This window comes from Sphingobacterium sp. UDSM-2020, from assembly GCF_016132525.1.
GTDB lineage: Bacteria > Bacteroidota > Bacteroidia > Sphingobacteriales > Sphingobacteriaceae > Sphingobacterium > Sphingobacterium anhuiense.
Map to the genome: position 1 here is coordinate 3,229,810 of NZ_CP066166.1, position 24,782 is coordinate 3,254,591.

General features: G+C 36.6%; 20 protein-coding genes. 10 read left to right on the top strand and 10 right to left on the bottom strand.

The window, feature by feature from the left end:
- The first annotated feature begins 522 nt into the window (after positions 1 to 522).
- Both JAZ75_RS13620 and JAZ75_RS13625 read left to right on the top strand, forming a co-directional pair.
- The gene (locus JAZ75_RS13620; RefSeq protein WP_208696083.1) at positions 523 to 1,059 is read left to right on the top strand and encodes a GNAT family N-acetyltransferase; all 537 of its coding nucleotides are present in this window, start codon (positions 523 to 525) and stop codon (positions 1,057 to 1,059) included.
- 288 nt (positions 1,060 to 1,347) lie between these two features.
- Positions 1,348 to 3,117 carry an aromatic amino acid hydroxylase gene (locus tag JAZ75_RS13625; RefSeq protein WP_208696084.1) on the top strand — a complete coding sequence of 590 codons (1,770 nt, stop codon included), beginning with the start codon at positions 1,348 to 1,350 and terminating at the stop codon, positions 3,115 to 3,117.
- Positions 3,118 to 3,261: 144 nt separating this feature from the next.
- On the opposite strand, the gene JAZ75_RS13630 is transcribed toward JAZ75_RS13625, so the two are convergent.
- Together JAZ75_RS13630 and JAZ75_RS13635 are read right to left on the bottom strand one after the other, a co-directional pair.
- Positions 3,262 to 4,167, bottom strand: coding sequence for a flavin reductase family protein (locus tag JAZ75_RS13630; protein WP_208696086.1), 906 nt, complete (start codon positions 4,165 to 4,167; stop codon positions 3,262 to 3,264).
- A 30-nt stretch (positions 4,168 to 4,197) separates the two neighbouring features.
- Positions 4,198 to 5,172 carry a fumarylacetoacetate hydrolase family protein gene (locus JAZ75_RS13635; RefSeq protein ID WP_208696087.1) on the bottom strand — a complete coding sequence of 325 codons (975 nt, stop codon included), beginning with the start codon at positions 5,170 to 5,172 and terminating at the stop codon, positions 4,198 to 4,200.
- 385 nt (positions 5,173 to 5,557) lie between these two features.
- Here JAZ75_RS13635 and JAZ75_RS13640 point away from each other — a divergent pair, with 385 nt between their 5' ends.
- Genes JAZ75_RS13640 through JAZ75_RS13650 form a run of 3 tightly spaced genes read left to right on the top strand, consistent with a single transcriptional unit; the run spans position 5,558 to position 9,122 of the window.
- The gene (locus tag JAZ75_RS13640) at positions 5,558 to 6,715 is read left to right on the top strand and encodes a homogentisate 1,2-dioxygenase (protein WP_208696089.1); all 1,158 of its coding nucleotides are present in this window, start codon (positions 5,558 to 5,560) and stop codon (positions 6,713 to 6,715) included.
- Between the two features lie 25 nt (positions 6,716 to 6,740).
- Entirely contained in the window at positions 6,741 to 7,868 is a 1,128-nt protein-coding gene (gene hppD / locus JAZ75_RS13645) for a 4-hydroxyphenylpyruvate dioxygenase (RefSeq protein ID WP_208696091.1), read from the top strand.
- A gap of 18 nt (positions 7,869 to 7,886) precedes the next feature.
- On the top strand, positions 7,887 to 9,122 hold the full coding sequence (locus JAZ75_RS13650; protein WP_232789195.1) for a Glu/Leu/Phe/Val dehydrogenase dimerization domain-containing protein: 1,236 nt from the start codon (positions 7,887 to 7,889) through the stop codon (positions 9,120 to 9,122).
- A gap of 78 nt (positions 9,123 to 9,200) precedes the next feature.
- Here the strand turns inward: JAZ75_RS13650 and JAZ75_RS13655 are convergent, their stop codons facing one another.
- From JAZ75_RS13655 to JAZ75_RS13665, 3 genes are all read right to left on the bottom strand, one after another.
- Positions 9,201 to 9,872 (bottom strand): hypothetical protein, encoded by a 672-nt coding sequence (locus JAZ75_RS13655; RefSeq protein WP_208696093.1) that lies wholly within the window; start codon positions 9,870 to 9,872, stop codon positions 9,201 to 9,203.
- Complete coding sequence (locus JAZ75_RS13660; protein ID WP_232789196.1) at positions 9,862 to 10,389, bottom strand: RNA polymerase sigma factor; 528 nt, start codon at positions 10,387 to 10,389, stop codon at positions 9,862 to 9,864. The genes JAZ75_RS13655 and JAZ75_RS13660 overlap by 11 nt, the downstream gene beginning before the upstream one ends.
- Positions 10,390 to 11,098: 709 nt before the next feature.
- Positions 11,099 to 12,625 carry an NYN domain-containing protein gene (locus JAZ75_RS13665; RefSeq protein WP_208696095.1) on the bottom strand — a complete coding sequence of 509 codons (1,527 nt, stop codon included), beginning with the start codon at positions 12,623 to 12,625 and terminating at the stop codon, positions 11,099 to 11,101.
- A 356-nt stretch (positions 12,626 to 12,981) separates the two neighbouring features.
- Between JAZ75_RS13665 and JAZ75_RS13670 the strand changes: the two genes are divergently transcribed.
- Positions 12,982 to 13,965 (top strand): lipoate--protein ligase, encoded by a 984-nt coding sequence (locus JAZ75_RS13670; protein ID WP_208696097.1) that lies wholly within the window; start codon positions 12,982 to 12,984, stop codon positions 13,963 to 13,965.
- A gap of 278 nt (positions 13,966 to 14,243) precedes the next feature.
- The gene (locus JAZ75_RS13675; RefSeq protein WP_132770748.1) at positions 14,244 to 15,368 is read left to right on the top strand and encodes a lipid II:glycine glycyltransferase FemX; all 1,125 of its coding nucleotides are present in this window, start codon (positions 14,244 to 14,246) and stop codon (positions 15,366 to 15,368) included.
- 78 nt (positions 15,369 to 15,446) lie between these two features.
- On the opposite strand, the gene JAZ75_RS13680 is transcribed toward JAZ75_RS13675, so the two are convergent.
- Entirely contained in the window at positions 15,447 to 16,847 is a 1,401-nt protein-coding gene (locus JAZ75_RS13680) for a family 10 glycosylhydrolase (protein ID WP_207902442.1), read from the bottom strand.
- Positions 16,848 to 17,330: 483 nt separating this feature from the next.
- Between JAZ75_RS13680 and JAZ75_RS26080 the strand changes: the two genes are divergently transcribed.
- The gene (locus tag JAZ75_RS26080) at positions 17,331 to 17,462 is read left to right on the top strand and encodes a hypothetical protein (protein ID WP_259194763.1); all 132 of its coding nucleotides are present in this window, start codon (positions 17,331 to 17,333) and stop codon (positions 17,460 to 17,462) included.
- 32 nt (positions 17,463 to 17,494) lie between these two features.
- Positions 17,495 to 19,516 carry a hypothetical protein gene (locus JAZ75_RS13685; protein ID WP_208696099.1) on the top strand — a complete coding sequence of 674 codons (2,022 nt, stop codon included), beginning with the start codon at positions 17,495 to 17,497 and terminating at the stop codon, positions 19,514 to 19,516.
- A gap of 20 nt (positions 19,517 to 19,536) precedes the next feature.
- Here the strand turns inward: JAZ75_RS13685 and JAZ75_RS13690 are convergent, their stop codons facing one another.
- The 4 genes from JAZ75_RS13690 to JAZ75_RS13705 all read right to left on the bottom strand — a co-directional run bounded on the left by JAZ75_RS13690 (position 19,537) and on the right by JAZ75_RS13705 (position 23,999).
- On the bottom strand, positions 19,537 to 20,619 hold the full coding sequence (locus JAZ75_RS13690; protein WP_208696101.1) for a WG repeat-containing protein: 1,083 nt from the start codon (positions 20,617 to 20,619) through the stop codon (positions 19,537 to 19,539).
- Between the two features lie 58 nt (positions 20,620 to 20,677).
- Entirely contained in the window at positions 20,678 to 21,892 is a 1,215-nt protein-coding gene (locus JAZ75_RS13695) for a trans-sulfuration enzyme family protein (protein ID WP_208696102.1), read from the bottom strand.
- A 41-nt stretch (positions 21,893 to 21,933) separates the two neighbouring features.
- Positions 21,934 to 22,302 (bottom strand): DUF488 domain-containing protein, encoded by a 369-nt coding sequence (locus JAZ75_RS13700; RefSeq protein WP_208696104.1) that lies wholly within the window; start codon positions 22,300 to 22,302, stop codon positions 21,934 to 21,936.
- A gap of 482 nt (positions 22,303 to 22,784) precedes the next feature.
- Positions 22,785 to 23,999: a DUF763 domain-containing protein gene (locus JAZ75_RS13705; RefSeq protein ID WP_208696106.1), complete on the bottom strand. Its 1,215-nt coding sequence runs from the start codon at positions 23,997 to 23,999 to the stop codon at positions 22,785 to 22,787.
- Positions 24,000 to 24,162: 163 nt separating this feature from the next.
- On the opposite strand from JAZ75_RS13705, the gene JAZ75_RS13710 reads away from it, so the two are divergent.
- Positions 24,163 to 24,744, top strand: coding sequence for a DUF5009 domain-containing protein (locus tag JAZ75_RS13710; RefSeq protein WP_208696109.1), 582 nt, complete (start codon positions 24,163 to 24,165; stop codon positions 24,742 to 24,744).
- Positions 24,745 to 24,782 lie beyond the last annotated feature (38 nt).

Genomic DNA, 24,782 nt, shown 5'->3' on the forward strand with positions numbered 1-24,782 from the left:
ATTCAAGTATGATCCGCCTTTTGGTATTTAGTTTAATTTTATTATCTCTAATGAGTATGTTTATTTATTCTGCCTTTTTCTCTTTTCCAAAAAGAGTTGTAAAGGAGGTGTAAAAATAGGATAATTTCTACAACAGTATGAAAAATATTAAGATTGTGACAAAATGATTACGATGAATCACTTTTTTTTGAACCGTTTTGCAAAACGGTCTAGTTATGATACCGTTTTAGTTTTATTGTTTAGAATATAATTTTGATAAAGTTGCTGTTGACAAAATATGTGAAATTATTGTAATGCAATTAAAACACGTTAAAAAAACAGTCTGTTATTTAGGTTTTTATCTCTTCTTTTATTATTTAACCATAACCTGCTGGAAAAAAACGAAAATAACAAATTTCCAGAAATATTTCATAGATCCCTGTTGAATTAACGAATGGTTTTCTTAATTTGTTGTTCGGGAGCTCATTTTTTATAGAGGCAAAGCTTACCCAATTGAATTTCTGTTATTAAAATATATATGCAATGATTCCATTTTCTATTCAAGCACCACTCGAAAATAGTAAGATCAGACTAGTTCCGCTACAGGATAATGACTTTGAAAGGCTTTTCGCTGTCGCTAATGATCCTAAAGTATGGGAGCAACACCCTAATAAAGATCGGTATAAAAGACATGTGTTTGAAAATTTCTTTGAAGGTGCGGTAATCAGCAGAGGTGCCTACCTAATCCAGGATAAACTGTCCGATGAAATCTTAGGAAGTACACGTTTTTACAATTATAGTTCCGATGATAACAGTATTTTCATCGGTTACACTTTTTATGGTACAAAGACATGGGGCACTGGTGTAAATCCTCAAGTAAAAAAAATGATGCTCGATTATATATTTGATCATGTGGATACTGTATATTTTCATGTTGGGAATAATAATGAAAGATCAAAAAAAGCAATGGAGAGATTAGGGGCACAAAAAATAGCTTTGGAAGAAGTGGCTTATCATGGTGAACCCAACCGTATCAACGTTCTGTATGCAATTAGAAAAGATGACTATTACAAAGTATGATGGGATATAATATGAGCTTTTTGCATTTTAAAATATAACATGCTGCACACGGGCAAGCGCATAGGTTTAGGAGATATTAGAATCAATTTTTGCGAAAATTTGAGTTAATTCGGACTTTTAGTTAGATGATTTCAACTTAGTGCAAAGAAGATTGTAAAAAGAACAAAATTTCATTGCTAATCTTGTCATTTTTGCTTGTGTAAATAGATTTTTCTATACCTAACTGTTTCATATGCTATCGTTTATCTTCAAGAAAATAAGTTAAATTTGTTTATAGCTCAATTATAAATGGAAACTTACGGCAACCCAGTATTAAATCGCTTACCCCAACATCTGAAACGTTTTATTGTACCGCAACAATATGATCGTTATACGGCAATTGATCAGGCTGTGTGGCGCTACGTCATGCGTCAGAACTATGCATATCTTCGTAATATTGCATATTATCCCTATATTCCAGGGCTTCATAAAGCAGGATTAACGATTGAGGAAATCCCAAATCTGCAAACGATGAACGACAGTCTTAAACATATGGGTTGGGGAGCGGCTACAGTGGACGGTTTTATTCCTCCTGCAGCTTTTATGGAGTTTCAAGCTTATCGGGTACTCGTGGTAGCAGCAGATATACGTCAGATTGAACATATTGAATATACTCCTGCACCAGATATTATTCATGAATCATCTGGACATGCTCCGATCATTGGAGAGCCTGAGTATGCGGCATATTTGCAATATTTTGGGGAGATTGGTACAAAGGCAATGTTTTCAGAGAAAGATTTTGAACTGTACGAGGCAATTCGAAACCTTTCTATCCTTAAAGAAAGTAGTAGTGCAACCGAAGAGCAGCTGTCAAGTGCAGAAGCAAAGCTTATTGCGATACAAGAAAATATGGGTGAACCTTCCGAAATGGCATTATTGAGTAGATTGCATTGGTGGACGGTTGAGTATGGACTAATTGGAACAGTAGATGATCCCAAAATTTATGGGGCAGGGCTTTTGTCATCAATTGGAGAAAGTGCGTCCTGTATGCGTAAAGAAGTCCCAAAATTACCTTATTCATTGAAAGCATTAGCATATTCATACGATATTACGAAGCCACAGCCTCAATTGTTTGTTACGGAAGATTTTAACCAGTTGCGAGAGGTTTTAGATCAATTTGCAAATACCATGTCATTTCGGGTAGGGGGAAAAGTTGGTTTGGAAAAGGCTATTGCTTGTAAGAACCTATGTACGATTGTGTATAGCTCCGGATTGCAGGTCTCCGGACTTTTTCAGACCGGTATTGCTGGAAGTGAAATAGAATATATCAAGACTGTTGGTCCAACGGCATTAGCTTATGCAGATAGACAGCTTTCTGGTCATGGAAAGACCTATCATGCTGATGGATTTGGGTCCCCTGTTGGGTATCTGTTAGGAGCAGTCAAAGCACTGGAAGATTTTGATGCTGCTGATCTAAAAGAATATGGCATTGAGATAGGGCAGCACACCACACTTATCTTTACTTCTGGAATTGAGGTAAGAGGAGTTGTTCAGTCTATAGAACAGCGGGATAAAAAAAATCAATTGATTACCTTTTCTCCATGTCAGGTTGTCGATAGTAGATCCTGTCAGATTCTATTTGATCCAGAATGGGGAACTTATGACATGGCTGTAGGGAAACAGATTGTATCGGTTTTTTGTGGAGCAGCAGATAAAGAAGCTTATGAGCAAGGAGCCTTTGTGTCAGAAACTAAAACAATCGTACATCAGCAAAACGAGGTCGAAAAATCAAAAAATAAGCTTTATAAAGTTATTCGTGACCGAAGAACAGGTCAGGAACCGGATGTTTCACTTAGTGAGATTTATCAGAATATAACACATAACTATCCCGAAGATTGGCTTGCTTATATTGAAACACTGGAATTGGCTATTCATGATGGAGATCATTTGTTAACAACTCAAATTGAAAATCGATTGCTGGAAATTATTCAAGATCATCAACATTGGAGTAAATTGATTTTGGATGGCATTAACTTAGCTAAAAACGACCAAATAGCATTGCTTTTAGGACCTAAGTAATGCATATCTACGATTAAAACGAGATATAAAAATGTATCCAGGGATACTAATAAATCTTTTCAGGACTGCTAAGTAATAAAGAACTGCCATGAGCTATTGGTTTGATATCTCATAACAGTAGGTATTTTGAACCGTATTTTAATATTAGACTCCTAATAAAAGAATTTGCCAAGCTGAAATCAATTCACCTTGGTCTAACAGTTTTGCGGCATGCATCTGGAGCAGCTTACGTCTTAGGGCAAGATCTTCGTGAGATTGTTCCCAGATTGCTATAATTTCAGGATTTACTAATAAAGTCTTCTCGTCATTCAATACAGGTAATTGCTCTACATTTGCCAATCGACCCAATTGATTTCCCGTAAGAATATCCGAATAACGGATATGTTCGGGAAGTGCGTCAACTCCTATACCTAAATTGCGGAGTGGCTTTGGAACTTCGAAGAGTGATTCTTTTGTTACGCGACTGTACCAATTCCCACCTAAACGGGCAACGAGATCAAGTGATTCCTGTGAGACTTCATTTTTATCGTTTAGTAAGTTTTCATGAATATGCATCCGGACTATTTCTGCAATGACGAGATTTCCTGCTCCCGGACCATCACCGAGATTGATAATTTCATGAACTTTACATTCCAATTGAACTGGTGATTCTGCCACACGTGGAGGGTTGATCAGATCTGAAGCAATAGCTGTAAAACCTGATTTATCAAATTCATTAATTCCCTTTCCATATTCGGTGCTTGCGAGAGACTGTTGCTGCACCATGGAATAATTCACAATATTAATAACAACCTCTGGTACTTCTAGCATGTTGTCCAAGGTATGTTTAGTAGAACCGTCGCGCATTCGTCGCAATGGTGAAAAAACACAGATAGGAGGTTGCTGAGACATAAAATTAAAATAGCTAAAAGGGCTCAGGTTGACATTTCCTGCCGCATCAATTGTACTTGCAAAACAGATAGGACGCGGAGCTACCGCATATTTGATAAGATTATCAAATATTGCTTGTTGTTCAACTGGATCTATTACTGTTGTTTTTTCTGTAGTCATATGTTGAGTAGCTTATTTAATTTAGTGTTCTTAATGATTTGCGGCGATGATATAATTTTGTAATCGACCTAAACCGGTAACTTCCATTACGATTTGATCGCCGATCTGTAACCATTGTTCTTTATGAGATGGATCATGCAGCTTCGCAGTCCCATTAAGCTCCAGAAAACAACCAGTACCAACAGTACCTGAGCCGATGACATCTCCTGGAAATACTTCAACACCATAGGATACACGTTCTATGATTTCAGCAAACGTCCAGTTCATATCGCGCAGGTTTCCTTTGGATACTAATTTTCCATTAACTGAGCAGGTCATTTCAAGATCATAACAGACGCCAATATGGCCCATGCGCGGATCAACACGATATTTTTCCAATTCATCTGCTGTAACAAGGCAGGGGCCTATCACCGTCGCAAAATCTTTTCCTTTAGCAGGCCCCAAGTTAAGTTTCATTTCTTCCATCTGTAATGTTCGGGCACTGATATCATTCATGATCATGAAGCCGCCAATATAAGAGTCCGCTTCTGATGCAGGTATATTTTTACCCTGTTTATCAATAACAATAGCAACTTCCAATTCAAAATCAAGTTTGTCTAAATGTTTGGGCATGCAGGAAACAGCGCCTGGACCGTAGATAGCACGGTGGTTTGAAAAATAGAAGACAGGAAATAGATCAAATTCAGGAATCATCTCTAAACCACGGTTTCTACGGGAGGTTGCTACATGCTGACGAAATGCATAAGCATCGCGTACGGAACCTGGACGGGGTATGGGAGCTTCTAAAATTGTGTTAGCAAGTGTATGGTGTGTTTCTTCATTTTTTGAACTAAAGAGCTTTTGATAGGCATCCTTCATGGCGGCTTTGATACTTAAAGCTGCATGGAGATATTTATCCATAGAATCTGGAAATTTAGAATCAACCTTACTACAAGGATATATAGATATACCAATTAAAAAAGCCAGGTGTTCACTATCTTCCAGAATACAGGTAACAAGTTTCATAATGTCATGAATATAGTATTGAAATCGGTTTTCTCTTTTATTTATATGTACGTTTTCAACGTTAAAAAAGAATTTTTGTACACCGTGCTTGATGTAATTTGGTTAAATATAGGAAGTTCGGGGTTAACTTTCTTTGTTTTTTATGAATTATTAAAAATTAAAATATTATATTTGATATAAACAAAAATCCAATTATGAACACCAGCAGACTCACATATGTAAGAGTCATTTTCGGAATGAGTGCTTTCTTGAAGGCCTTGATCGCTGCTGTGGTGTTTGCGCAGTATTAAATTTTTCCTCTTTTCTTATTTATCTGTGCTTGTGTCATTCGTTTGATCCATGCTTCACTATATATATCATTTCACTTTTTAAAACTTATTTACTTATGCCATTTTATCATCAATTGGGGAAAGTTCCTTCTAAAAGGCATACCGTATTTCGGAAACCTAATGGTGCTTTGTATTCCGAAGAGCTGGTTTCTACACACGGATTCTCAAGCACATATTCGTTGGTTTATCACTGTCATCCGCCAACATTAGTTAAACAGATTGGAGAACCCTATGATGTGTCTCCTAAAATAGCACGGCGAAAGCATTTGAAACACACGAGTCTAAAAGGATTTGCTATAAAGTCGAAAGACGATTATCTGGAAAGTCGGGTACCGGTTCTGGTCAATGATGATTTGCATATATCCTTAGCAGCTCCTAGACAATCTATGACGGATTATTTTTATAAAAATAGTCAAGCAGATGAAATTATTTTTATTCATCAGGGATCAGGTGTCGTTAAAACAGGTTATGGTCAGATTCCATTTTCATATGGTGATTATATTGTTATTCCTCGCGGTGTGATTTATCAGATTCATTTTGATCAATCTGAGAATCGATTATTTATCGTCGAATCCTTTTCGCCGATCCGAACGCCAAAGCGCTATCGAAATGAATTTGGTCAATTGATGGAACATGCGCCATTTTATGAACGCGATATTAGAAAACCGTCACAATTAGAGACTAATGATTCATTAGGTGACTTTGAAGTGAAAATTAAAAAACAGGGATTAATATATCCGTATATATATGGTAGTCATCCTTTTGATTTCATTGGCTGGGATGGTTATCACTATCCTTGGGCGTTTTCAATCCATGATTTTATGCCTATTACGGGGAAATTGCATCAACCGCCACCGGTACATCAGACCTTTGAAACCGACAGTTTTGTTATTTGCAGTTTCTGTCCACGTCTATATGATTATCATCCGGACTCGATTCCAGCTCCTTATAGCCACAGCAATGTGGATTCCGACGAGGTTCTATATTATGTAGATGGCGATTTTATGAGCCGTAAAAGTGTAGAGCGTGGTCAAATTACGCTACATCCTGGAGGAATTCCTCACGGTCCGCATCCTGGAACAGTGGAGAAAAGTATCGGTCAGAAACAGACCGATGAATTAGCGGTTATGATCGACCCTTTTAGACCATTAATGCTGACAGAAGAAGCTTTGGAAATTGAAGATCAAGAATATTTTAAATCCTGGTTGAGTTAATAATAAATTATAAAAGAAATCTAAAATGAAACAGACTTTTGCTGAAAAAATAGCTTTGGCGCAAGATTTTTTGCCCATTAACGGTACTGACTATATTGAATTTTATGTGGGCAATGCGAAGCAGGTCGCACATTTTTACAAGACGGCTTTTGGATTTCAGTCCGAAGCATATGCAGGTCCAGAAACGGGGGTACGGGACCGTGCATCCTATGTTTTAAGACAAGGTAAGATTCGTCTGGTGTTGACTACCGCATTACGATCAGACCACCTCATTTCAGAACATGTTAAAAAGCATGGTGATGGTGTTAAGATTCTTGCCCTCTGGGTAGATGATGCTACAAAAGCTTTTGAAGAAACAACTAAGCGAGGTGCTCAAGTGTATCAGGAGCCACAGGTATTATCTGATGAATATGGAGAGGCAGTTACCTCGGGTATATATACTTACGGAGAAACGGTTCATCTATTTGTAGAACGTAAAAATTATAACGGTGTATTTTTACCAGGTTATCAAGCATGGGAAAGTGATTATCAGCCAGAAGAAGTAGGCTTGCTATATATAGACCATTGTGTTGGAAATGTCGGTTGGAACAAGATGAATGAAACGGTCGAGTGGTATCAGCAGGTTATGGGCTTCGTTAATGTACTTTCTTTTGATGATAAGCAGATCAATACCGAATATTCTGCATTAATGAGCAAAGTGATGAGTAATGGGAATGGATATGTGAAATTTCCGATCAATGAGCCTGCAGAGGGACAAAAGAAATCGCAGATTGAAGAGTATCTGGAATTTTATGAAGGTGAAGGTGTACAGCATGCTGCATTAGCGACGAAAGATATTGTCAAAACAGTAAAAGAGCTGAAAGCGCGAGGTGTTGAATTCTTAGGAGCACCACCAGAAGCGTATTATGATATGTTACCCGATCGTGTCGGTCAAATTGATGAAGAAATAAAAATTATTCAAGACCTCGGAATACTTGTTGATCGTGATGATGAAGGTTATCTCTTACAGATTTTTACTAAGCCAGTAGAAGATCGACCAACTTTGTTTTTTGAAATCATACAACGTAAAGGTGCTCAAAGTTTTGGTGCTGGAAATTTTAAAGCTTTGTTTGAAGCAATAGAACGTGAACAGGCAAAGCGAGGAAATTTATAATCATAGATTAGCGAGAATATGGAAAACATGAAAGATCTGCTGCAGGCGTTTGAGCGTAAAAGACCTGAGATCGTATTTGAATGGAATGATACGGAAACAGAGGCTGAAGGCTGGGTGGTTATCAATTCTTTGCGTGGAGGTGCCGCAGGAGGAGGGACACGCATGAGAAAGGGGTTAGATAAAAATGAAGTTGAATCATTGGCTAAAACCATGGAGGTTAAATTTACAGTTTCTGGACCTCCAATCGGTGGGGCTAAATCTGGAATTAACTTTGATCCTTCAGATCCACGAAAAAAAGGAGTACTGGATAGATGGTTTAAGGTGGTCACTCCGTTACTTAAAAATTACTATGGTACAGGCGGTGATCTGAATGTCGATGAAATTCATGATGTTATTCCTTTGACAGAACAGTATGGCCTTTGGCACCCGCAAGAGGGGGTATTGAATGGACATTTTAATGTGCGTGAAAATGAACGAATTCATCAGATAGGGCAGTTGCGGTACGGTGTTTCTAAAGTTTTGGAAGACCCGCAGTACAGTCCGGATATGAAGCGCAAATACAAAATTGCTGACATGATTACTGGTTATGGTGTGGCAGAAGCTGTTAAACACTTTTACAGATGTTACGATACCGATTGTATTGGTAAAAGTGCAATTATACAGGGATGGGGGAATGTAGCCGCGGCGGCTGCATTTTATTTAAGCAAATTAGGGGTTAAGATTGTAGGCATTATTGACCGGGCAGGAGGTTTAATAAATCCGTTGGGCTTTACAGAAGACGAGATCACTGCACTATTTTTAAATCGTAAAGGAAATGAACTAGCAAGCCCAGATTTGTTATCTTTTGAAGAAGTCAATAGCCAGATCTGGCGTATGGGTGCATCTATTTTTATTCCGGCAGCTGCTTCTCGTTTGGTTTCAAAAGAACAGGTAAGCGAATTAGTCACACACGGACTGGAGTTGATTGCTTCTGGAGCGAATGTTCCCTTTTCAGATCGGGAAATATTTTATGGACCGGTCATGGAATATGCCGATTCTCAAGTCTCTGTCATTCCAGATTTTATAGCAAATTGTGGTATGGCTCGTGTGTTCGCCTATCTGATGCAACCCAATGTAGAAATTTCTGATGATGCGTTATTTTCGGATGTATCTCGTGTTATCGGGCAAGCTATAGATCGGATTAGAGCAATATCAGAATCCAAAATACATCTGTCTTCAAAAGCATATGAAATTGCACTAAAACAATTGGTGTAATCGAGATGTCAACATATAATGGAAAAAGCATTTGCCGTTCAGCAAATGCTTTTTTCTGTAATTGATTTTTGATATCGTTTATTGCCTACCGTCTTTTTGTATATTTTCATTCGAATTATTTATATTAAACTCATTCTCTTTAAGTTCTTCTTCTTTCAGTTCATCCAATATTTTTTTCAACTGCAGGAGATAAGGACTATAAAAATATCTTGTCCATGCAAGGACTATTAATATCGTAATAATACTTACAGTTAGAGTTGATATGGTAAAAGAAATTACGGATTGATCCGGGTCGGTAAATTCTGTAAGCGGCAATCGCATACTGTATCTATACATACCTAGGGTAACTAATGCTATTGGGAGCAGGAGAAAACTAAAGGCATGATAGCGCTCAATATTAATTTTAAGCTCATAGTATATTTCCAATAAACTATCCTTTGTATCAGCTGTATAATGATTGATCTTATTATAGAATAATCGGAAAAGGTTTAAATAATATGCTGATATCGCTAATGATAGTGCGTAGAAAGCATAATATAGAACATATAAGGATGGATCTATGTTCAGCAGTTTCGGAATAAAAGCTACAAATAGGATACAGAAAGATTGCAGATAAAATTCGCTTTTCATTTTCCGTTTTAGTTTATCTAAAGGATGCTTAGCCTGCCCGAGCTGTTTTATTTTTGATGGAATACGCACATCATTTGTGCTTTCGGAATTCCATGCCGTTTTTAATTCATCAAGATTCATAATTTGTTTTTTTTATGATTTGTTGTAATTTTTCTTTCGTTCTATTCAATTTTACACGTACATTTCCTTCAGTTAAACCGAGCTGTATGCCCGTCTCTCGATGCGATAGTCCTTCCATAAAGTAAAAGATCAAAGCTTTTTCCACCGCATTTAGTTCCTGTACCGCCTGGTAAAAAATCTCTAGCTGTCTATCTTTTTCAGGATTGTAATCTTCATTTTCAGGCTCTTTTATATTGTCGTAAGTATACACATCACTTCTTCGTTTTTCTTTTTTAAAATAGGAAATGGCTGTGTTAATAGCCACCCGGTACATCCAGGACGAAAAGGCACTCTCTCCTTTAAAGTTCTGATAGGATCTCCACAATTGTATGATGATTTCCTGTTGCAAATCTTCCCGATCTTCCGAACTGTCCATGTACAATCGAGCGACCTTATGCAAGATGCCTTTGTGAACCTCTACTAGGTTTAAAAATGTTTTTTCGATTAAAGAGTCTGCCTGCATATTATGCTTTTGCAAATGTTTTAATTAGTAATGCCTTATTTCTTTTCATAAACCTACTGCTTAAGGATATGTTCCTTTCTGTTTGTTAGTAAGTACAGGGTCTTGTTGTTTCGTTACACTTTTTTTTGCTAAATTAAATCAAGGCTTCTGGGCTGTTCTAAAAATAAGATTTTATCCGGATGAATTTACAAATGCACATAGCCTAACTGAATTACGATTGCCATAAATTTCCTACGTCATGTCTTTGTCCTGTTTTACGAATGGATTAATGCTATTGGTAATCCATTAGGTATTTGATTGTTCCGGAAGTTAGCTCATAACTTTTTATATTGCCCTATACATACTGTGTACTTTTAAGTTCACTTCGGTTTTGGAAATCATTTATGCATGGCTTATTTATATACTATAACAATAAAACTATGATATTGATTTTTAATATTTCGTTTAGTAATTTGTTAATTATCCTAAATTAAAATTATGTTAAGCTTTTAACTTATTAGATTAAAAGGTGTTTAATTAAGGGTTAGAGGAGTATTTGAGAATATTCTGAACCTGAGCATAAAGGTTTAAAAATGAAAATGCCTCAGGTTGGGAGCCTTAGGCATTTTCTAACCAATTATTAATCTAAATTATGAATAAAAGTTATTTCAAATGTTGTGCCAAAAGATAAACTAGTTATTATTAATTGTGTTACATTAACAATATTACATGATTTATAGTAATTTTAGTTACTTTCTTTAATCACTTTCTCTAATTGATAAGAGTTTTCGCCTAGTTTTGTAACTTTAATGGATATTCCCGCTTCAAGTTCCAACTCTTGTGCAGCAGCAGTTCCCAGACTGAGCACATGTGAACGATCCCTTCTATATGAAAAGGAACACTCATATTCATTATCAATAAGAATTCGGATTTTTTTTGTCTTATTTGGGAACAATTGTTTTAGATCCTTCGTTATCCTAATCTGATTTTTAGTAACATCTTCTGCAGTGATCTGATTTCCTTTCGAGGGAAGGATTGCCGTTTCTAAATTTATTGTTGTATTTTTTACTGTTGAAGGTGTTCCATCAGTTGTTTGAGTAGCTTCTGATGCATTATTGTCTGCATTACCTTGATTAGTTACAGTAATTTCAGCTTTTTCAGTGTGAGCTTGCCCTTTCCCTTGTTTCTGATTATTGGTCGTACTTTTGGATTTCGCAGAACTTGATTTTGTATTTTCTTGTTTTTGATTTCCGGAGATATTTTCTGCTTGATCAGAGGGATTCTGCGTATTCACAGTCTTTCCTTGATGACTAGATACACTTTCTGTTTTGGTGGAATTCGGTGTATTTACCACTTTATTTTGCCCCGGATTGTTTTGCTTTCCTTGATTATGTCCTTTATGTCCTGTTTGCGCGGAACTGGAGTGAGACTGTGTCGTTTTTAATTGATTAGGAGTAGGATGCTCCGCTTTCGGGACGGCAGGAGTAGCCGGTGTGACTTTATTGATGATATTTCTAATGTAGTAATTCTTTATTCTTGATTTTTCAGTATTCCGTTCTTCAATCTCAAAATCTTCTTTATAAGCCTTGAAAAGATGCGATATTTTTTCATATCCATAATTACGGGCATCAAAATCAGGTTTTCTTTTATTAAATAAACTACCAATTTCCCCTAAAAATGCCCATCCGCTTTCATCAGCCGTATCATCTACAGTATCTTTTAATAGTTCGAGCGTCTCTTCATCCAATGCTGATATTTTATTCCGTTCAATTGGTGATGGCGTCGGACTGGTATTATTGTTTTTCTTTTTTACCGCCTTTTTTGAAACTTCTTTCTCAAGAATTTCCACATAGATAAACTTATCACATGAAGATATGAACGGTTTTGGTGTTTTTCTTTCTCCTATGCCAATGACAAGTTTTCCTGATTCACGTAGCCTAGTTGCTAAACGTGTGAAATCACTGTCACTTGAAACAATGCAAAATCCATCTACCCGATCCGAGTGTAGGATATCCATGGCATCTATGATTAAAGCCGAATCGGTCGAGTTTTTGCCCTGTGTATAACTGTATTGCTGAATAGGTGTTATAGCATGAGTCAAAAGACTGTCTTTCCAGTTTTCAACATAAGGACTAGTCCAGTCTCCATAAATACGCTTGATAGTAGGGATCCCATATCGTTTTACTTCATTCAATATCTCTTCTATCTTTTTATAGGAGATATTATCAGCATCAATTAAGATCGCTATTTTTTTTTCTGTTTCTTCTGGCATCCCTTATTTCTTTAATATGCACGATCTATTATTTTGCAATAAAATTCTAATCATTTATTTCTCTAATGTAATCTGAACGAAGTATAGTTGATAAAAAAAGCAGCGTAATACACTTCGTGGAAAAGTATTTAACGTTATTTTAATAGCTCTTCTCTTGTAAATATAATGGTTTCATTTAATATTTTTCTTAATCCATGTTCCGCTTTTTTCAATTATTGAAGCTATTTCATTGTTAGAGATTAAAACTGTTTATTTATGAAGGTATTAATGACCAGACTTGATCCTGTATAAAGCACTGAAGGCCCGGCATCGTCTTTCTGTCAAAAACTTATTATTTTTGTTAAAATTTCAATCTTATGTTGATTATCGATTCACCTTCTAATAATGCTTATTTTAATATAGCATCGGAAGAATACTTATTATATAAATACCCAAAAGAAGCTATTTTCCTTCTGTATATTAATGCACCTTCAATTATCATAGGCAAATTTCAAAATACATTAGCTGAAATTAACTTGGATTATGTTCAAGCTCAAGGAATAAAGGTCGTTCGAAGGATGTCAGGGGGAGGAGCGGTTTATCATGATCTTGGAAATCTGAATTTTTCTTTTCACATCTTGTTGGGCGAAAATGATTTTATGGATTTCTCGACATTTACTCAGCCCGTTGTATCGTTGTTAAATAGTATGAACATACCTGCAAAATTGGAGGGGAGAAATGATCTGTTGATTGAAGGGAAGAAATTTAGTGGAAATGCTAAACTTGCAAAAAATGGAAAAATGATCCAACATGGTACGTTATTGATTAGTTCACAGATGGAGGTACTGGGCGATGCGCTAAAAGTTAATCCTTTGAAGTTTATAGATAAAGCTGTCAAGTCCAATCGTGCACGTGTAATTAATCTGAATGAGTACTTACCACAAGATATGACAGTCTCAGCTTTCAAGCAATTGTTGATTGAGGAGATGAGAAAGAATAATCCTGAAGCTAAGATTTATAAACTAACGGATGAAGATATTCTGGGGATCGAAAAATTGGTAGCAGAAAAGTACAGTACCTGGGAATGGAATTTTGGCTTTTCTCCTAATTACAATTTTAAGAAAGCCATAAAGATACCTGCTGGATTTATTGAAATACATTTAGATGTCCATAAAGGGTATATTGAAAAGGCGAAGATATTTGGAGATTTTTTTGCATCAAAACCAATTGAGGAGCTGGAGAATATATTGATCGGACAAAAACATGAGGCTGTCCACCTTGCACAATTACTGGAAAAGCATGATGTAACGGCTTACTTCGGTAAAGTTAGTATTGCAGAATTAATGGAATTGTTCAAATAACTGTGGGTTATTTCAGTAGTACTCTTCGCTCGTTATTGAATTTTTAAGCCAATTTGAAGAGTGCTCATAATTTTTAAGTCTTAACTTTACCCTTTTTCTTATTTGAAGTCAGCAAGAAGATCTCGCATCTTTGATAATTATGCTTCATTTTAACAAGTCCCTGACAAATGGACTTGCCGTCTTTAATCTTTATGGTTATGTTTGTCGTTTTGGGCATTGAAATTTGAAAACGGAAGTTTCAAATTTCAATGCCCATTGATTTAATATTAAAAAACGTCATGATTGCCGAAATAGAAGACAAAGAAATTAAACAGATTTATCAAACATCAATCATTCAGCAAACGGCCTATTGGTCTGAAGTAAAAAGGTTACAGGGTGTAACTTCAAAAGCATTTAATTTTAAAACTAAGATAGCAGATCTTTATGTCGATTCCGAAGACAGTGCCTATTTTATAGGAGATCTATTGATTTTGATTCAGGCTATCGATCAGGAGCACAGTATTGCCTACGTTCCCTATGGACCAGAGATCGAACCATCGGTTGAAAATCAAGGCTATTTCTTGGAGCAATTGTCCGAGAGTTTAAGATCTTGTTTACCTAAAAACTGCATTATGATTCGTTATGATTTATCTTGGGAATCACATTGGGCAAAAGACGATGACTGCTATGATATCAATGGCAACTGGTTAGGAGTTCCGGATAAAAAAATTCAGGAAATCCGTTTTAATTTTAATACCAATAATTGGAACTTAAGAAAAGCCAATACCGATATTTTACCTTCAAATACCATTTTTATGGATTTGAGAAAAGATGAAGATAGCTTATTAGGTGCAATGAAGGCTAAAACGCGTTATAATGTCCATTTAGCAAAGCGAAAAGGAGTCAACATTCGCTCTCTTGGTATGGATAGTTTAGCGATTTGGTATGACCTGTATAAACAGACTGCAGTGCGGAATAATTTCTTTTTACATGATATCAGCTATTTTAGAATTGTACTTTCTGCTCGTGCTAATGATACCCTTTCACCGGCAGAAGTTCATTTATTAGTTGCTGAGGTCGAAGGCAAACCGTTAGCAGCCATGTTTTTAGTCGTGTCAGCAAACAGGGGAACATATCTTTACGGAGCATCAGCCACAGAAAATAGAAATTATATGGCAACCTATGCATTGCAATGGCGTGCTATGCAAATCGCAAAAGAAAAAGGCTGTACTGAATATGATTTTTTTGGAGTTGCTCCGCAGGCAGATGAGTCACATCCGATGTATGGATTGTACCGATTTAAAACGGGTTTTGGTGGTGAAATCTTTCATCGTATGGGTTGTTGGGATTATCCACTGGATAATGAGAAATATAAATATTATACTTCTATGGAATTCAAGAACCAGAGTTACCACTTGAGTTAAATTAAAAAGGGTTGATCATAGCTATGATCAACCCTTTTCGATATTGAAATATGTTCCGATTTCTTGGATGAGTAAATTTTACACGGTTTCTTTTACTGCATCTACATTCCAGCCTGATAGGATACCTCCATAAAAATAAAAAGTGACGTGGAATTTTTTATTACTGATTTTATCAGACACCAAATAACGTTCTGTAACATCATAGGAAGCTACTTTTTTGAAACTTGATAATTTTACCGCAGGAAGGCTGGTTGCAGTTTCTGAACCAGATACCATCTTTTGGATTTTAGCTGTGATCAAATTCATAATACCTTCTTTTTTGAAAGGATCTTTTTCAACCTTATTCGTCCCAACAAGAGGCATTATTCCATTGTTAGCCGCTTTTTTTGCTTTTGCCTGTGCAGTATAATTTTTAAATTTTTCTTTGACTTTAGGATCACGGATGCTGTTTACCGTAAAAATTGCGATTCCCTGTGCACCATGATTTAAAGCTTCGTCCATCTCTGTAAACATAGCATCGCTATTACTAGCCATCAGCCCACAATATAAGCTGGTCATTTTATTTTTATCTCTTGCATTTTCAATTGTACAGTCTCTGACGAAACTAGCATCTTCCGTGTAGAAATTACTATATACCATTGGGAATACCATATCCAGATTCCACTTTCCCCAATCTTGTCTTACCATACGGGATGCCATTTTAGGGGTTGGAAATGGCGATGCTGCCATAATTTTTCCACTAGCATGTACAACGTCTGCGATCATATTAGCCACATCTGTAATCTGATCACAACGGAATTGTCTCCATTTAAGATCACTGGAAGGATCTTTTTGTGTTCTAGGATCATAGCCATATTGATCCTTAAATTTTTGGATTGCGACGGGATGATAACCATAATCCCAGGCCGCATATTCGCGATCTTGAACAATATTATATTTTGGCCAAAGTGTAGTTGGGAGCACAACATCTACATAGCGGTGATAATCGATCGATATACCATCTAAGCCCTCTACAGCACAGTATGATTCAATTTTCTTTTTAATATAGTCTTTGACTTCAGGTAAGACTGGAGATAAAAATTTATAATAACCGACGTATGCTGTTGTATCTGCCAGGCTTTTTCCGTTACGGTTTACACTGAACCATTCCGGATGTTCCTTTAATATCTTCTCGCGATCATGTTCTAGATTCATGGTCCATAACCAAGCCACAACTTTAATCCCATACTTATGTGCTATCGGGATAGCAACTCTGTAATCGTCGGGTGATGGTGCATTGAGCATCACTCCGTCAATACCTAGATATTGCATTTCACGGCATAAGGAATCAAAATTGCTTGTAGGTCTGTAATCCAACCAAGTCCAGAACATAGGCTGACCATCCTTTTCGGCCGCTTTGGTTTCAGAAGCGGTAAATAGAAATAGCCCAAAGAAAAAAAGAATGTAAAAACGCATGCGTGACAAATGAAGGTGATTCATAATTTATAGCTTTATTGAAACACGGTTTTGGTTATGTTTCGATTTATACTGTTTAAGCTGCAATATAAATATTTTTCATCAAATTGGACTAAATGGTTATAGCTTTTGGTTCGTTTTAATCATTAATTAGACAAAGTGATTTTTATTGTTTGATCTAGCAAAAATTAAGGATAGCGTTAAATTTCTAAAAGACAACGTTACATGGTGTACTAAAAAACGCCTGAAGCGGGGAACTCCAGGCGTTTTAACTAACCAATTATTAACCTAAATTATGAATACATACTAAACGCATTTAGTATGCCGATTAATATAATTGATCATGAATTTTAACAGATTTTAACTATTTTCCTCACAATTTGATCATTTGTGTCGTATATTTAAGCAATAAGGTCAGTTGAGAGAACTCTTAATATGATGATGAGGAACATATCAGTTCTCTGTACGCAATGATAAAGTGGCATTATCATTGAAGAAATGTAAAAAATGAAAAGTATACGAATTATTACGATGCCTTTAGGTTTTACCATTTTAGAAATTTCCAATAGTACAAGAGAAATTTTTAACAGCCATATGCCTGCGGTATTTTATAATGTAAATAGCATCAGCATACTCTAATTTTATTATTACGCAATTTCAAGCTGTTCTACATGAGAGAAAAAGTAAATGCCAGTCAAGAGATAAAACAACTTTTTGAAAGATTCGAGGCTCAACTTAGTGATCCAGCCTACACCGAGCTGGACTTCTTGGCTGCATTAATAGATATCTTTAGACCAAAGCGACGATCGTTATATTACCAGGTCGATATTGGACCATTATTGATTTATTTAGAAGCTTCACCTGATGTCAGGTTCAGTTTTTCTTCTTATGTGCGTCGAGTTATTGATCATAAAGATTTTGATCAATTAATTTCAGATACCGGAATTATCAGTTATGCCGATTTTAGGTATGAGATCAAAAAGAGAATAACGGAGAAATATCTTCCTTCACAACCTCCCAAATCAACATTGCAATATGTGTTAAATCAGCTTTTCTATCATTCGCAAGATGCAGATTGGGTTGCGGTCATTCCCAATGATCAGTTGCAAAGACTCTATCAGATATGTGATTTCAATTCATTATACGAGAGCAATGTAAACTTTGAAATCAAGGAGATTCTCTATGGTCTTGAAGTTTTGGTTCAACGTATTACAGGTAGGGCAATGGAAACAGATGTCAACAAGATGGTTCCTGAATTTCAAAATTTTGATAGTCCATTTATTGCCATCATGCGTGAGTTTAGTGAACTTAACGATCGTTTTTTAGCGGGTAACTTGCATTTTATGACCTCGGATGATCTTGCTTATAAACAAATCCTGGTTTTGCATAAGCAATGTGAAAATTATATTGACACCGCCTTTGCAAACTCTCATCGTTTTGGCATCTCAATTAAGGTCAATCAATCTTTATTAAGGATCCGGCAACAATTGGAAAGAATTAAAGCCATCATTTCTTTTTTGGTTATTGATAAAGAGCAGGAAAAGGTTGATAAAAGTATTGCTTTTGCTCAGACGTTAATTGGTTACAACTGCCGTAAGAGTAATATTCGCAAACTTGTTGGACAGAGTACACAATTATTGGCTTACGAAATCACGCACCATACCGCACAGACCGGAGAGCATTATATTACCTCCAGCAAGAAAGAATATTGGAACATGTTTCGCTCGGCCTGTGGTGGCGGCATCATTGTAGGCGTTATGTGTATCCTGAAATTGTTTTTAGGTAAAGTAGAGACAAGCGAATTTGGACATGCTTTACTTTATAGTATAAATTATGCGATCGGATTTACAGCTATTTATCTATTTGGAGCAACCTTGGCGACAAAGCAACCCGCAATGACTGCTTCTGCTTTAGTTGCTGCAATTGAGAATGGGGCATCAGGACAAGATGAGACCAGACATAGATACTGGAATTTTGCAGTATTTTTTGCAAGATTGTTTCGTTCACAATTCATTGCATTTGTAGGCAATGTGATAATGGCTTTTTCCGTAAGTCTTGTTTTAATTTGGGGTATACAGGAACTTTTCCATTATAATGCGGCAGCAGGGAAATGGATGACCTTGGTCAATGATCTTAATCCGACCGAAACTCCTATGATCTTGCATGCTTGTATAGCAGGTGTTTTTTTGTTTTTGTCAGGAATTATTGCCGGTAGTATCTCTAACCGTGATAAACACAATTCAGTGTATTATCGAATCGAGGAACAACCGGTGTTAAAGAAAGTATTCGGTAAGGAGAAAACTGCAAAAGTTGCCCGTTTTTATGAAAAGAAATGGGCAGGGATCGTTTCTAATATCTGGTTCGGGGTTTTTATGGGAACAACAGCTTCAGTCGGTATGTTTTTAGGTCTTAATTTAGATATTAGGCATATTACTTTTGCGAGCGGAAATTTAGCTTTAGGATTATTTGGGAATAACATGTCGCTGACTACTGATATGTGGATCTGGGGCATTTTAGGTATAGGGCTTATTGGTTTTTTTAATTTTGCTATTAGTTTTTCATTATCGTTGACGCTCGCATTTCGATCCCGTAATTTATCCTTTGGAGAATTGATTAAAATGGCAAAAGCAGTCTGGATTTATTTTAAAATTAGTCCGAGGTCATTTTTCTTTCCACCTCAAGATAAATCGTAATATAGGTCTGCATATGTAAGCTATTTTAACTGACCTTTTCTGATGGTGACACATAAAAGTTGATACCCTTCATCTGTTCTTAAGAATTCAAGATGATCCTGAACCATATCCTTTTTGTTCTTATGGGAAATAATGATAGACATGGTCGGATATTGCCAATCATTTGATTCACCACAATTATTAAAATATTTCTGAAATTCTGGAGCATCAAACATAAAGGGATTTAAGCCATCTGCCGAAATGAAATAATCCGTATCTGAGTTTGTAATTTCCATCAGTTTATTTTTAATAAGATCAAAATTATGTTCGATAAACACGATTTTATCTGATGTTTCCCAAGCAATGGACGTTTCCCAAGTAACTTTTGGATAAGTTGCCGTTAATAGTTTTGACTTTGTTAAATCAACCAGTAAGTCTGTCTTTAACCAATTTTCAAATTCTTTCTGAAAATTAATAAAGGAATAATGTAAACCGTCATTTCCGACAAAAGAAATTCGAACGGGATCATCTAAAAGCTCTTTTGTTTTTTGAAGAGAGAAAAAATTTAGGGTTGGTTGGTATTTAAAATCTGCAATTATAACGTTGTTACTGGTATCTAAAAGTATTTCTTCACCACCAACCCAAGTGATTAAGCTGTCTATTCCGACGCGTTTTTTTGTAGCTCCTTTTAAAGCAACCAGAAGACCATTATGAACGCGGGTCAAGCGACTGTACATGGCGGGAATGACGATATCGCCATTCCGGTTGAAAAGACCTGTTAAATAAGTTTGCGGATCTCTAAATCGGATAAATCCCTCACTTTCACAATCGGCGCCATTGTCGATGATATGCAGGCTATCGTGACCAATTTTACGGCCTGATTTTGTTAGATAGAATGAATTCCATTGACCATTATTTTTTTCAGTAGCAGCTAAGATGTCATCAAAACGATTTGCTCTTGTGACACCTTCAAATTTTGGTTTGATTTTCACATGGCCAAGTCCATCTTTAAAACCAATAAGAGTACTGTCTTGATTGTAAAATGCATACCATGGGTCGCTTTGTTGCGCAAACAGATTACAGTATGTAAATACTAAAAACAAGGACAGTGTGAAATATCTCATAGGACTAAAAATAAAAATCTAATAAAAAGGTTCTGATGTAAATTCTGATCCGCTCAGTTTATTGCAAAGCTTGTTCGAGGTCTGCAATTAAATCTTCGATGGACTCCAGACCAACACTGATGCGGATAAGACCATCCGTGATACCGGTTTTCAGTCTGATTTCCCGAGGAATACCAGCGTGCGACATTGAGGCCGGATGCGAGACCAAAGTATCTACAGTGCCGATTGAAACAGCTCGTGTACATATCTGGAGCTTATTGACAAAATCAATTGATTTTTCATATCCACCTTTTAGCTCAATACTCATGACAGATCCCGCGTGTCGCATCTGCTTTTTGCTAATTTCAAAATCTGGGTGGCTCGGTAGACCGTTATAATGTACGTTAGCAATCTCCGGATGATTATTCAGAAAATAGGCTACATCCATGGCATTTCGGCAATGCTGTTCCATTCTTAATGGTAACGTTTTTATTCCCTGCAAAACTAAAAATGCATCAAATGGATTACTGTTTACACCCAGTAATTTATGTGTCTGGTGCACGTAAGTCTGCATGGCATTTAGATCACGGCCAATCAGGACACCACCGATTGCACTACCGTGTCCATTTAAAAACTTTGTAGTGGAATGAAAAATAAAATCCACCTGATATTTAAACGGCTGTTGTAAATAAGGCGTTGCAAAAGTGTTGTCTACAGAAACTAGCTTCTGATATTTTTTTGAAATCTGAACAACACGTTCAATATTGATGCATTGCATCGTTGGATTAGCGGGGGACTCAAAATGAACAAGCTTAATTTCGGGATTTGCTTTCAAAAGTGCTTCCAGTTCAGTAACATCTGTCATATCCGAAAAATAGGTTTTGATCCCAAATTTTGGGAGCATTTTCGTGATAAATTCATGAGTGCCACCATAAAGAGAAGGTGTAGCCAATAGTGCATCTCCGGCATTTAAGCAAGAAATAAATAAGGTAGACATCGCCGCCTGTCCACTTGAGGTTAACAGCGCCCTGGCGCGCATTGGCGTTCCGTCTTCATTTAAGATCTTCCAAGTTTCAAGATCGGCTATAGCTTGAGCTGTGGCATCAGTAGTTGGGTTTCCAAACCTGGAGTAAATATAACCAGAATCTTCACCGGAGAATCTTCGCATACCCTGTTCGGCACTGTCAAAAGTAAAAGTGGAACTGGCATATATGGGTGCTAAATGAGAATGGTGACCATCAGTATGCAATTGATGTATGGCAAGTGTTCCAAAATCGATGCTTTTGTTATTCATTGGGTGTAGGTTTTAGGTGTATGATGAGTTTATTATTAAAATTACTTTCGGGAATTGTAGCAAAATATCAGATATTCCTGCAATACAAGCGCATGCGTGTGCTCTTTATCCTTAGCAGCATAAAGTAATGTTATGATGGGATGCTCTTCCCATTTATCCAGATAAGAAATTAACTGTTCATTGTTTAGGAGTTCGTTTTTGTACTGGATTTTAAAGATTTCCCATCGTTCCGGAACATGAGCATAGGCGAGCCGGGTTGCGGTAGAAGGTGCAATATCAGTAGCCCATTCGTCAATATGAGCTTTTTCTTTAGTAAGACCTCTTGGCCATAGTCTATCCACCAAAACTCGATAACCGTCATGACTATCGGTTTCTTCATAGATACGTTTAATACTTATATCTGGTCGCATAGTTTAAATTTAGTGATAAATCCTGATAGCAAATCTATTTATGCATAATTTATATAAGTACAAACCGCTTATTTATTTCATTGGTAAAAGAATCAATATGTAAATAAGGACATCGACTATTAATAGATTGTAGTCGATGTCACACTTTATGAAGCATGTTAAACAGTAATTTGTATATCTATTTCAGTAATTGTGGTAAGTCGCATACGATTATACATGCGATATTTGTTTTAGACCGAATATCATGACATGATCGTATTGAAATTTGCCTTGAACACGGTGATAAAATGATATAAAATGATGTGAAGGAGCAGAAGTAGAAAATGACACGTAATTAGTTGTTATTACTTTGGTCAATTTATGTTTAGTTAGCTCCGAAACCCCATTTCGGAGCTTTTTATTTCCATCTTTATTGATAGGAAATCTGATTCGTTTTTAGCGAGAATGGTTAAAGCTTGTTGGAAATTGAGAGCGGTGTCAGTTTAAAAAAGAGATAGTTGAATGCCTGGTTTATTTGGGTCGGTTTTCTGGGCTTTTCCCATGACAGTTCTACCTTCATATTTCCAGGAATCTCGTCGTTCCTGCTCAATGATTTCTTGAATATCAAACTGAGGGTTGAAATTCGCCTCAGCCTGAAGAACAATCTGATGCAGTTTATTAATCGTACGTAATTTATCAGACTGTCCCAATTTTGATTTTTCTATTCCTTTTCTTAAAACAGCAATGCTATTGTCATATATTGTTATTGGAACGGGAAAAGGGTGGCCATCTTTACCACCGTGTGCAAATGAAAAACGGGCCGGATCTTGAAAACGGGCCGGACCACCGTGTATAACCTCACTGACCAAAGCTAGGGACTGCATGGTGCGGGGACCTACACCTTTTAAAAGCAATAGTTCTTCAAAATTGTCTGTCTGTAGTTCACGAGTTACATATAATAAGGCGCCAAGCCTTTTAAGATCAACATCAGAAGATTGGATATCGTGTCTTTTAGGCATGATCAAATGTGCAAATTCTTGTATTGTTTTTGCAGGATCTGTTTTTGCAATGGCGAGAATTCCCTGTCTATTGGAAGAAGCGCCCGAAGCTGTCAGGTTTAATATTCGCCCCTGTGATATACCGTTAATACCGGTATGCGGTTCATCGATGAAAGATTTTAATTGTTCCGAATGCCAGTGGTAACGCCTAGCAGTCCCATCATGATCATGCATTCCCTGTTGGACAACTGTCCAATTTCCTTTATCGGACACAATGAAATTGTGCAGGTACAATTGGTATCCATCTTGTATTGCGGTGTTGTCCACTTTTGCAGTCAATTTGCTCGCACGCACTAATTCCTGTCCTGCTAGACCAGCATGATCGGCTACCCGCAATAGCTCCATTGGAGTTTCTTTGGATAACTTACCTTTTCCGCCACAAATGTATAGACCTAAAGATGTGGAATTTGGATTGATGGCTCGTTTTAAAGCACCCATTACCGATGTGGTGATACCGGAAGAATGCCAGTCCATACCGAGTACAGCGCCAAAACTTTGAAACCAAAATGGATCGGACAAACGACGAAGTACTTCATCTTTACCATATTCCGTTAAAATTGCTTCTACTATAGAAAGTCCCAAAGCCGACATACGTTCATAAAGCCAAGCAGGTACTTTTCCATAGTGAAGAGGTAAATCGGCTGTCCCGGAACGTTTCATGTTGTTTTTGCTAATATTATTAGTGTAAATGTAGTAAATAAAAATTACAGTTCATTTTTTTATATCTTGATTTACCAGGTAAAATGGCTATAGCAACAATTGTTTATTCGTCTTCATTGTATATATTCGCTTAGAAAACAACACGCCTAAACTAAACTTAATTATGCAAGACCAAAAATCACAGCGACTGGAGTCACTGGATATTCTACGGGGATTTGACTTATTTTTATTGGTTGCTTTACAACCTGTGCTAGTAGCGATCGGTCAGTTATGGGACAATTCTTATTATCATGCCTTTTTGTATCAATTTGATCATGAAGTTTGGGAAGGTTTCCGATTATGGGATCTGATTATGCCTTTGTTTTTATTTATGACCGGTGTTACTATTCCTTTTTCTCTTGACAGTAAGATCGGGCAACCTGTTGGACCGATATATAGGCATATTTTTAGACGTTTTGCTATCCTTTGGTTCCTAGGGATGATTATACAGGGAAATCTACTGAGTTTTGATTGGCATTATTTCAAACTTTATTCCAATACATTGCAGGCCATAGCTGTGGGATATTTATTCACATCATTAGCTTACTTCAATTTACCGATACGAAAAGTAATTACTTTGAGCATCTGTTTATTGGTTGTATATGCTATCCCATTTGTACTGGACGGCAATTATAGCCCACAAGAAAACTTTGCAATTCGTGTGGATAAAAAAATATTAGGTTCCTGGATGGATGGAGTGTACTGAGATCAGGGCATTTGGGATTTTTCAGACACCTATGATTA

Coding starts and splice junctions, on each gene's coding strand:
- JAZ75_RS26080 (WP_259194763.1), top strand. CDS start 17,331: ATGAAAAGTATACGAATTATTACGATGCCTTTAGGTTTTACCATTTTA.
- JAZ75_RS13620 (WP_208696083.1), top strand. CDS start 523: ATGATTCCATTTTCTATTCAAGCACCACTCGAAAATAGTAAGATCAGA.
- JAZ75_RS13690 (WP_208696101.1), bottom strand. CDS start 20,619: ATGAGATATTTCACACTGTCCTTGTTTTTAGTATTTACATACTGTAAT.
- hppD (WP_208696091.1), top strand. CDS start 6,741: ATGAAACAGACTTTTGCTGAAAAAATAGCTTTGGCGCAAGATTTTTTG.
- JAZ75_RS13670 (WP_208696097.1), top strand. CDS start 12,982: ATGTTGATTATCGATTCACCTTCTAATAATGCTTATTTTAATATAGCA.
- JAZ75_RS13675 (WP_132770748.1), top strand. CDS start 14,244: ATGATTGCCGAAATAGAAGACAAAGAAATTAAACAGATTTATCAAACA.
- JAZ75_RS13630 (WP_208696086.1), bottom strand. CDS start 4,167: ATGACTACAGAAAAAACAACAGTAATAGATCCAGTTGAACAACAAGCA.
- JAZ75_RS13625 (WP_208696084.1), top strand. CDS start 1,348: ATGGAAACTTACGGCAACCCAGTATTAAATCGCTTACCCCAACATCTG.
- JAZ75_RS13700 (WP_208696104.1), bottom strand. CDS start 22,302: ATGCGACCAGATATAAGTATTAAACGTATCTATGAAGAAACCGATAGT.
- JAZ75_RS13635 (WP_208696087.1), bottom strand. CDS start 5,172: ATGAAACTTGTTACCTGTATTCTGGAAGATAGTGAACACCTGGCTTTT.
- JAZ75_RS13685 (WP_208696099.1), top strand. CDS start 17,495: ATGAGAGAAAAAGTAAATGCCAGTCAAGAGATAAAACAACTTTTTGAA.
- JAZ75_RS13650 (WP_232789195.1), top strand. CDS start 7,887: ATGGAAAACATGAAAGATCTGCTGCAGGCGTTTGAGCGTAAAAGACCT.
- JAZ75_RS13695 (WP_208696102.1), bottom strand. CDS start 21,892: ATGAATAACAAAAGCATCGATTTTGGAACACTTGCCATACATCAATTG.
- JAZ75_RS13710 (WP_208696109.1), top strand. CDS start 24,163: ATGCAAGACCAAAAATCACAGCGACTGGAGTCACTGGATATTCTACGG.
- JAZ75_RS13680 (WP_207902442.1), bottom strand. CDS start 16,847: ATGAATCACCTTCATTTGTCACGCATGCGTTTTTACATTCTTTTTTTC.
- JAZ75_RS13640 (WP_208696089.1), top strand. CDS start 5,558: ATGCCATTTTATCATCAATTGGGGAAAGTTCCTTCTAAAAGGCATACC.
- JAZ75_RS13705 (WP_208696106.1), bottom strand. CDS start 23,999: ATGAAACGTTCCGGGACAGCCGATTTACCTCTTCACTATGGAAAAGTA.
- JAZ75_RS13665 (WP_208696095.1), bottom strand. CDS start 12,625: ATGCCAGAAGAAACAGAAAAAAAAATAGCGATCTTAATTGATGCTGAT.
- JAZ75_RS13655 (WP_208696093.1), bottom strand. CDS start 9,872: ATGAATCTTGATGAATTAAAAACGGCATGGAATTCCGAAAGCACAAAT.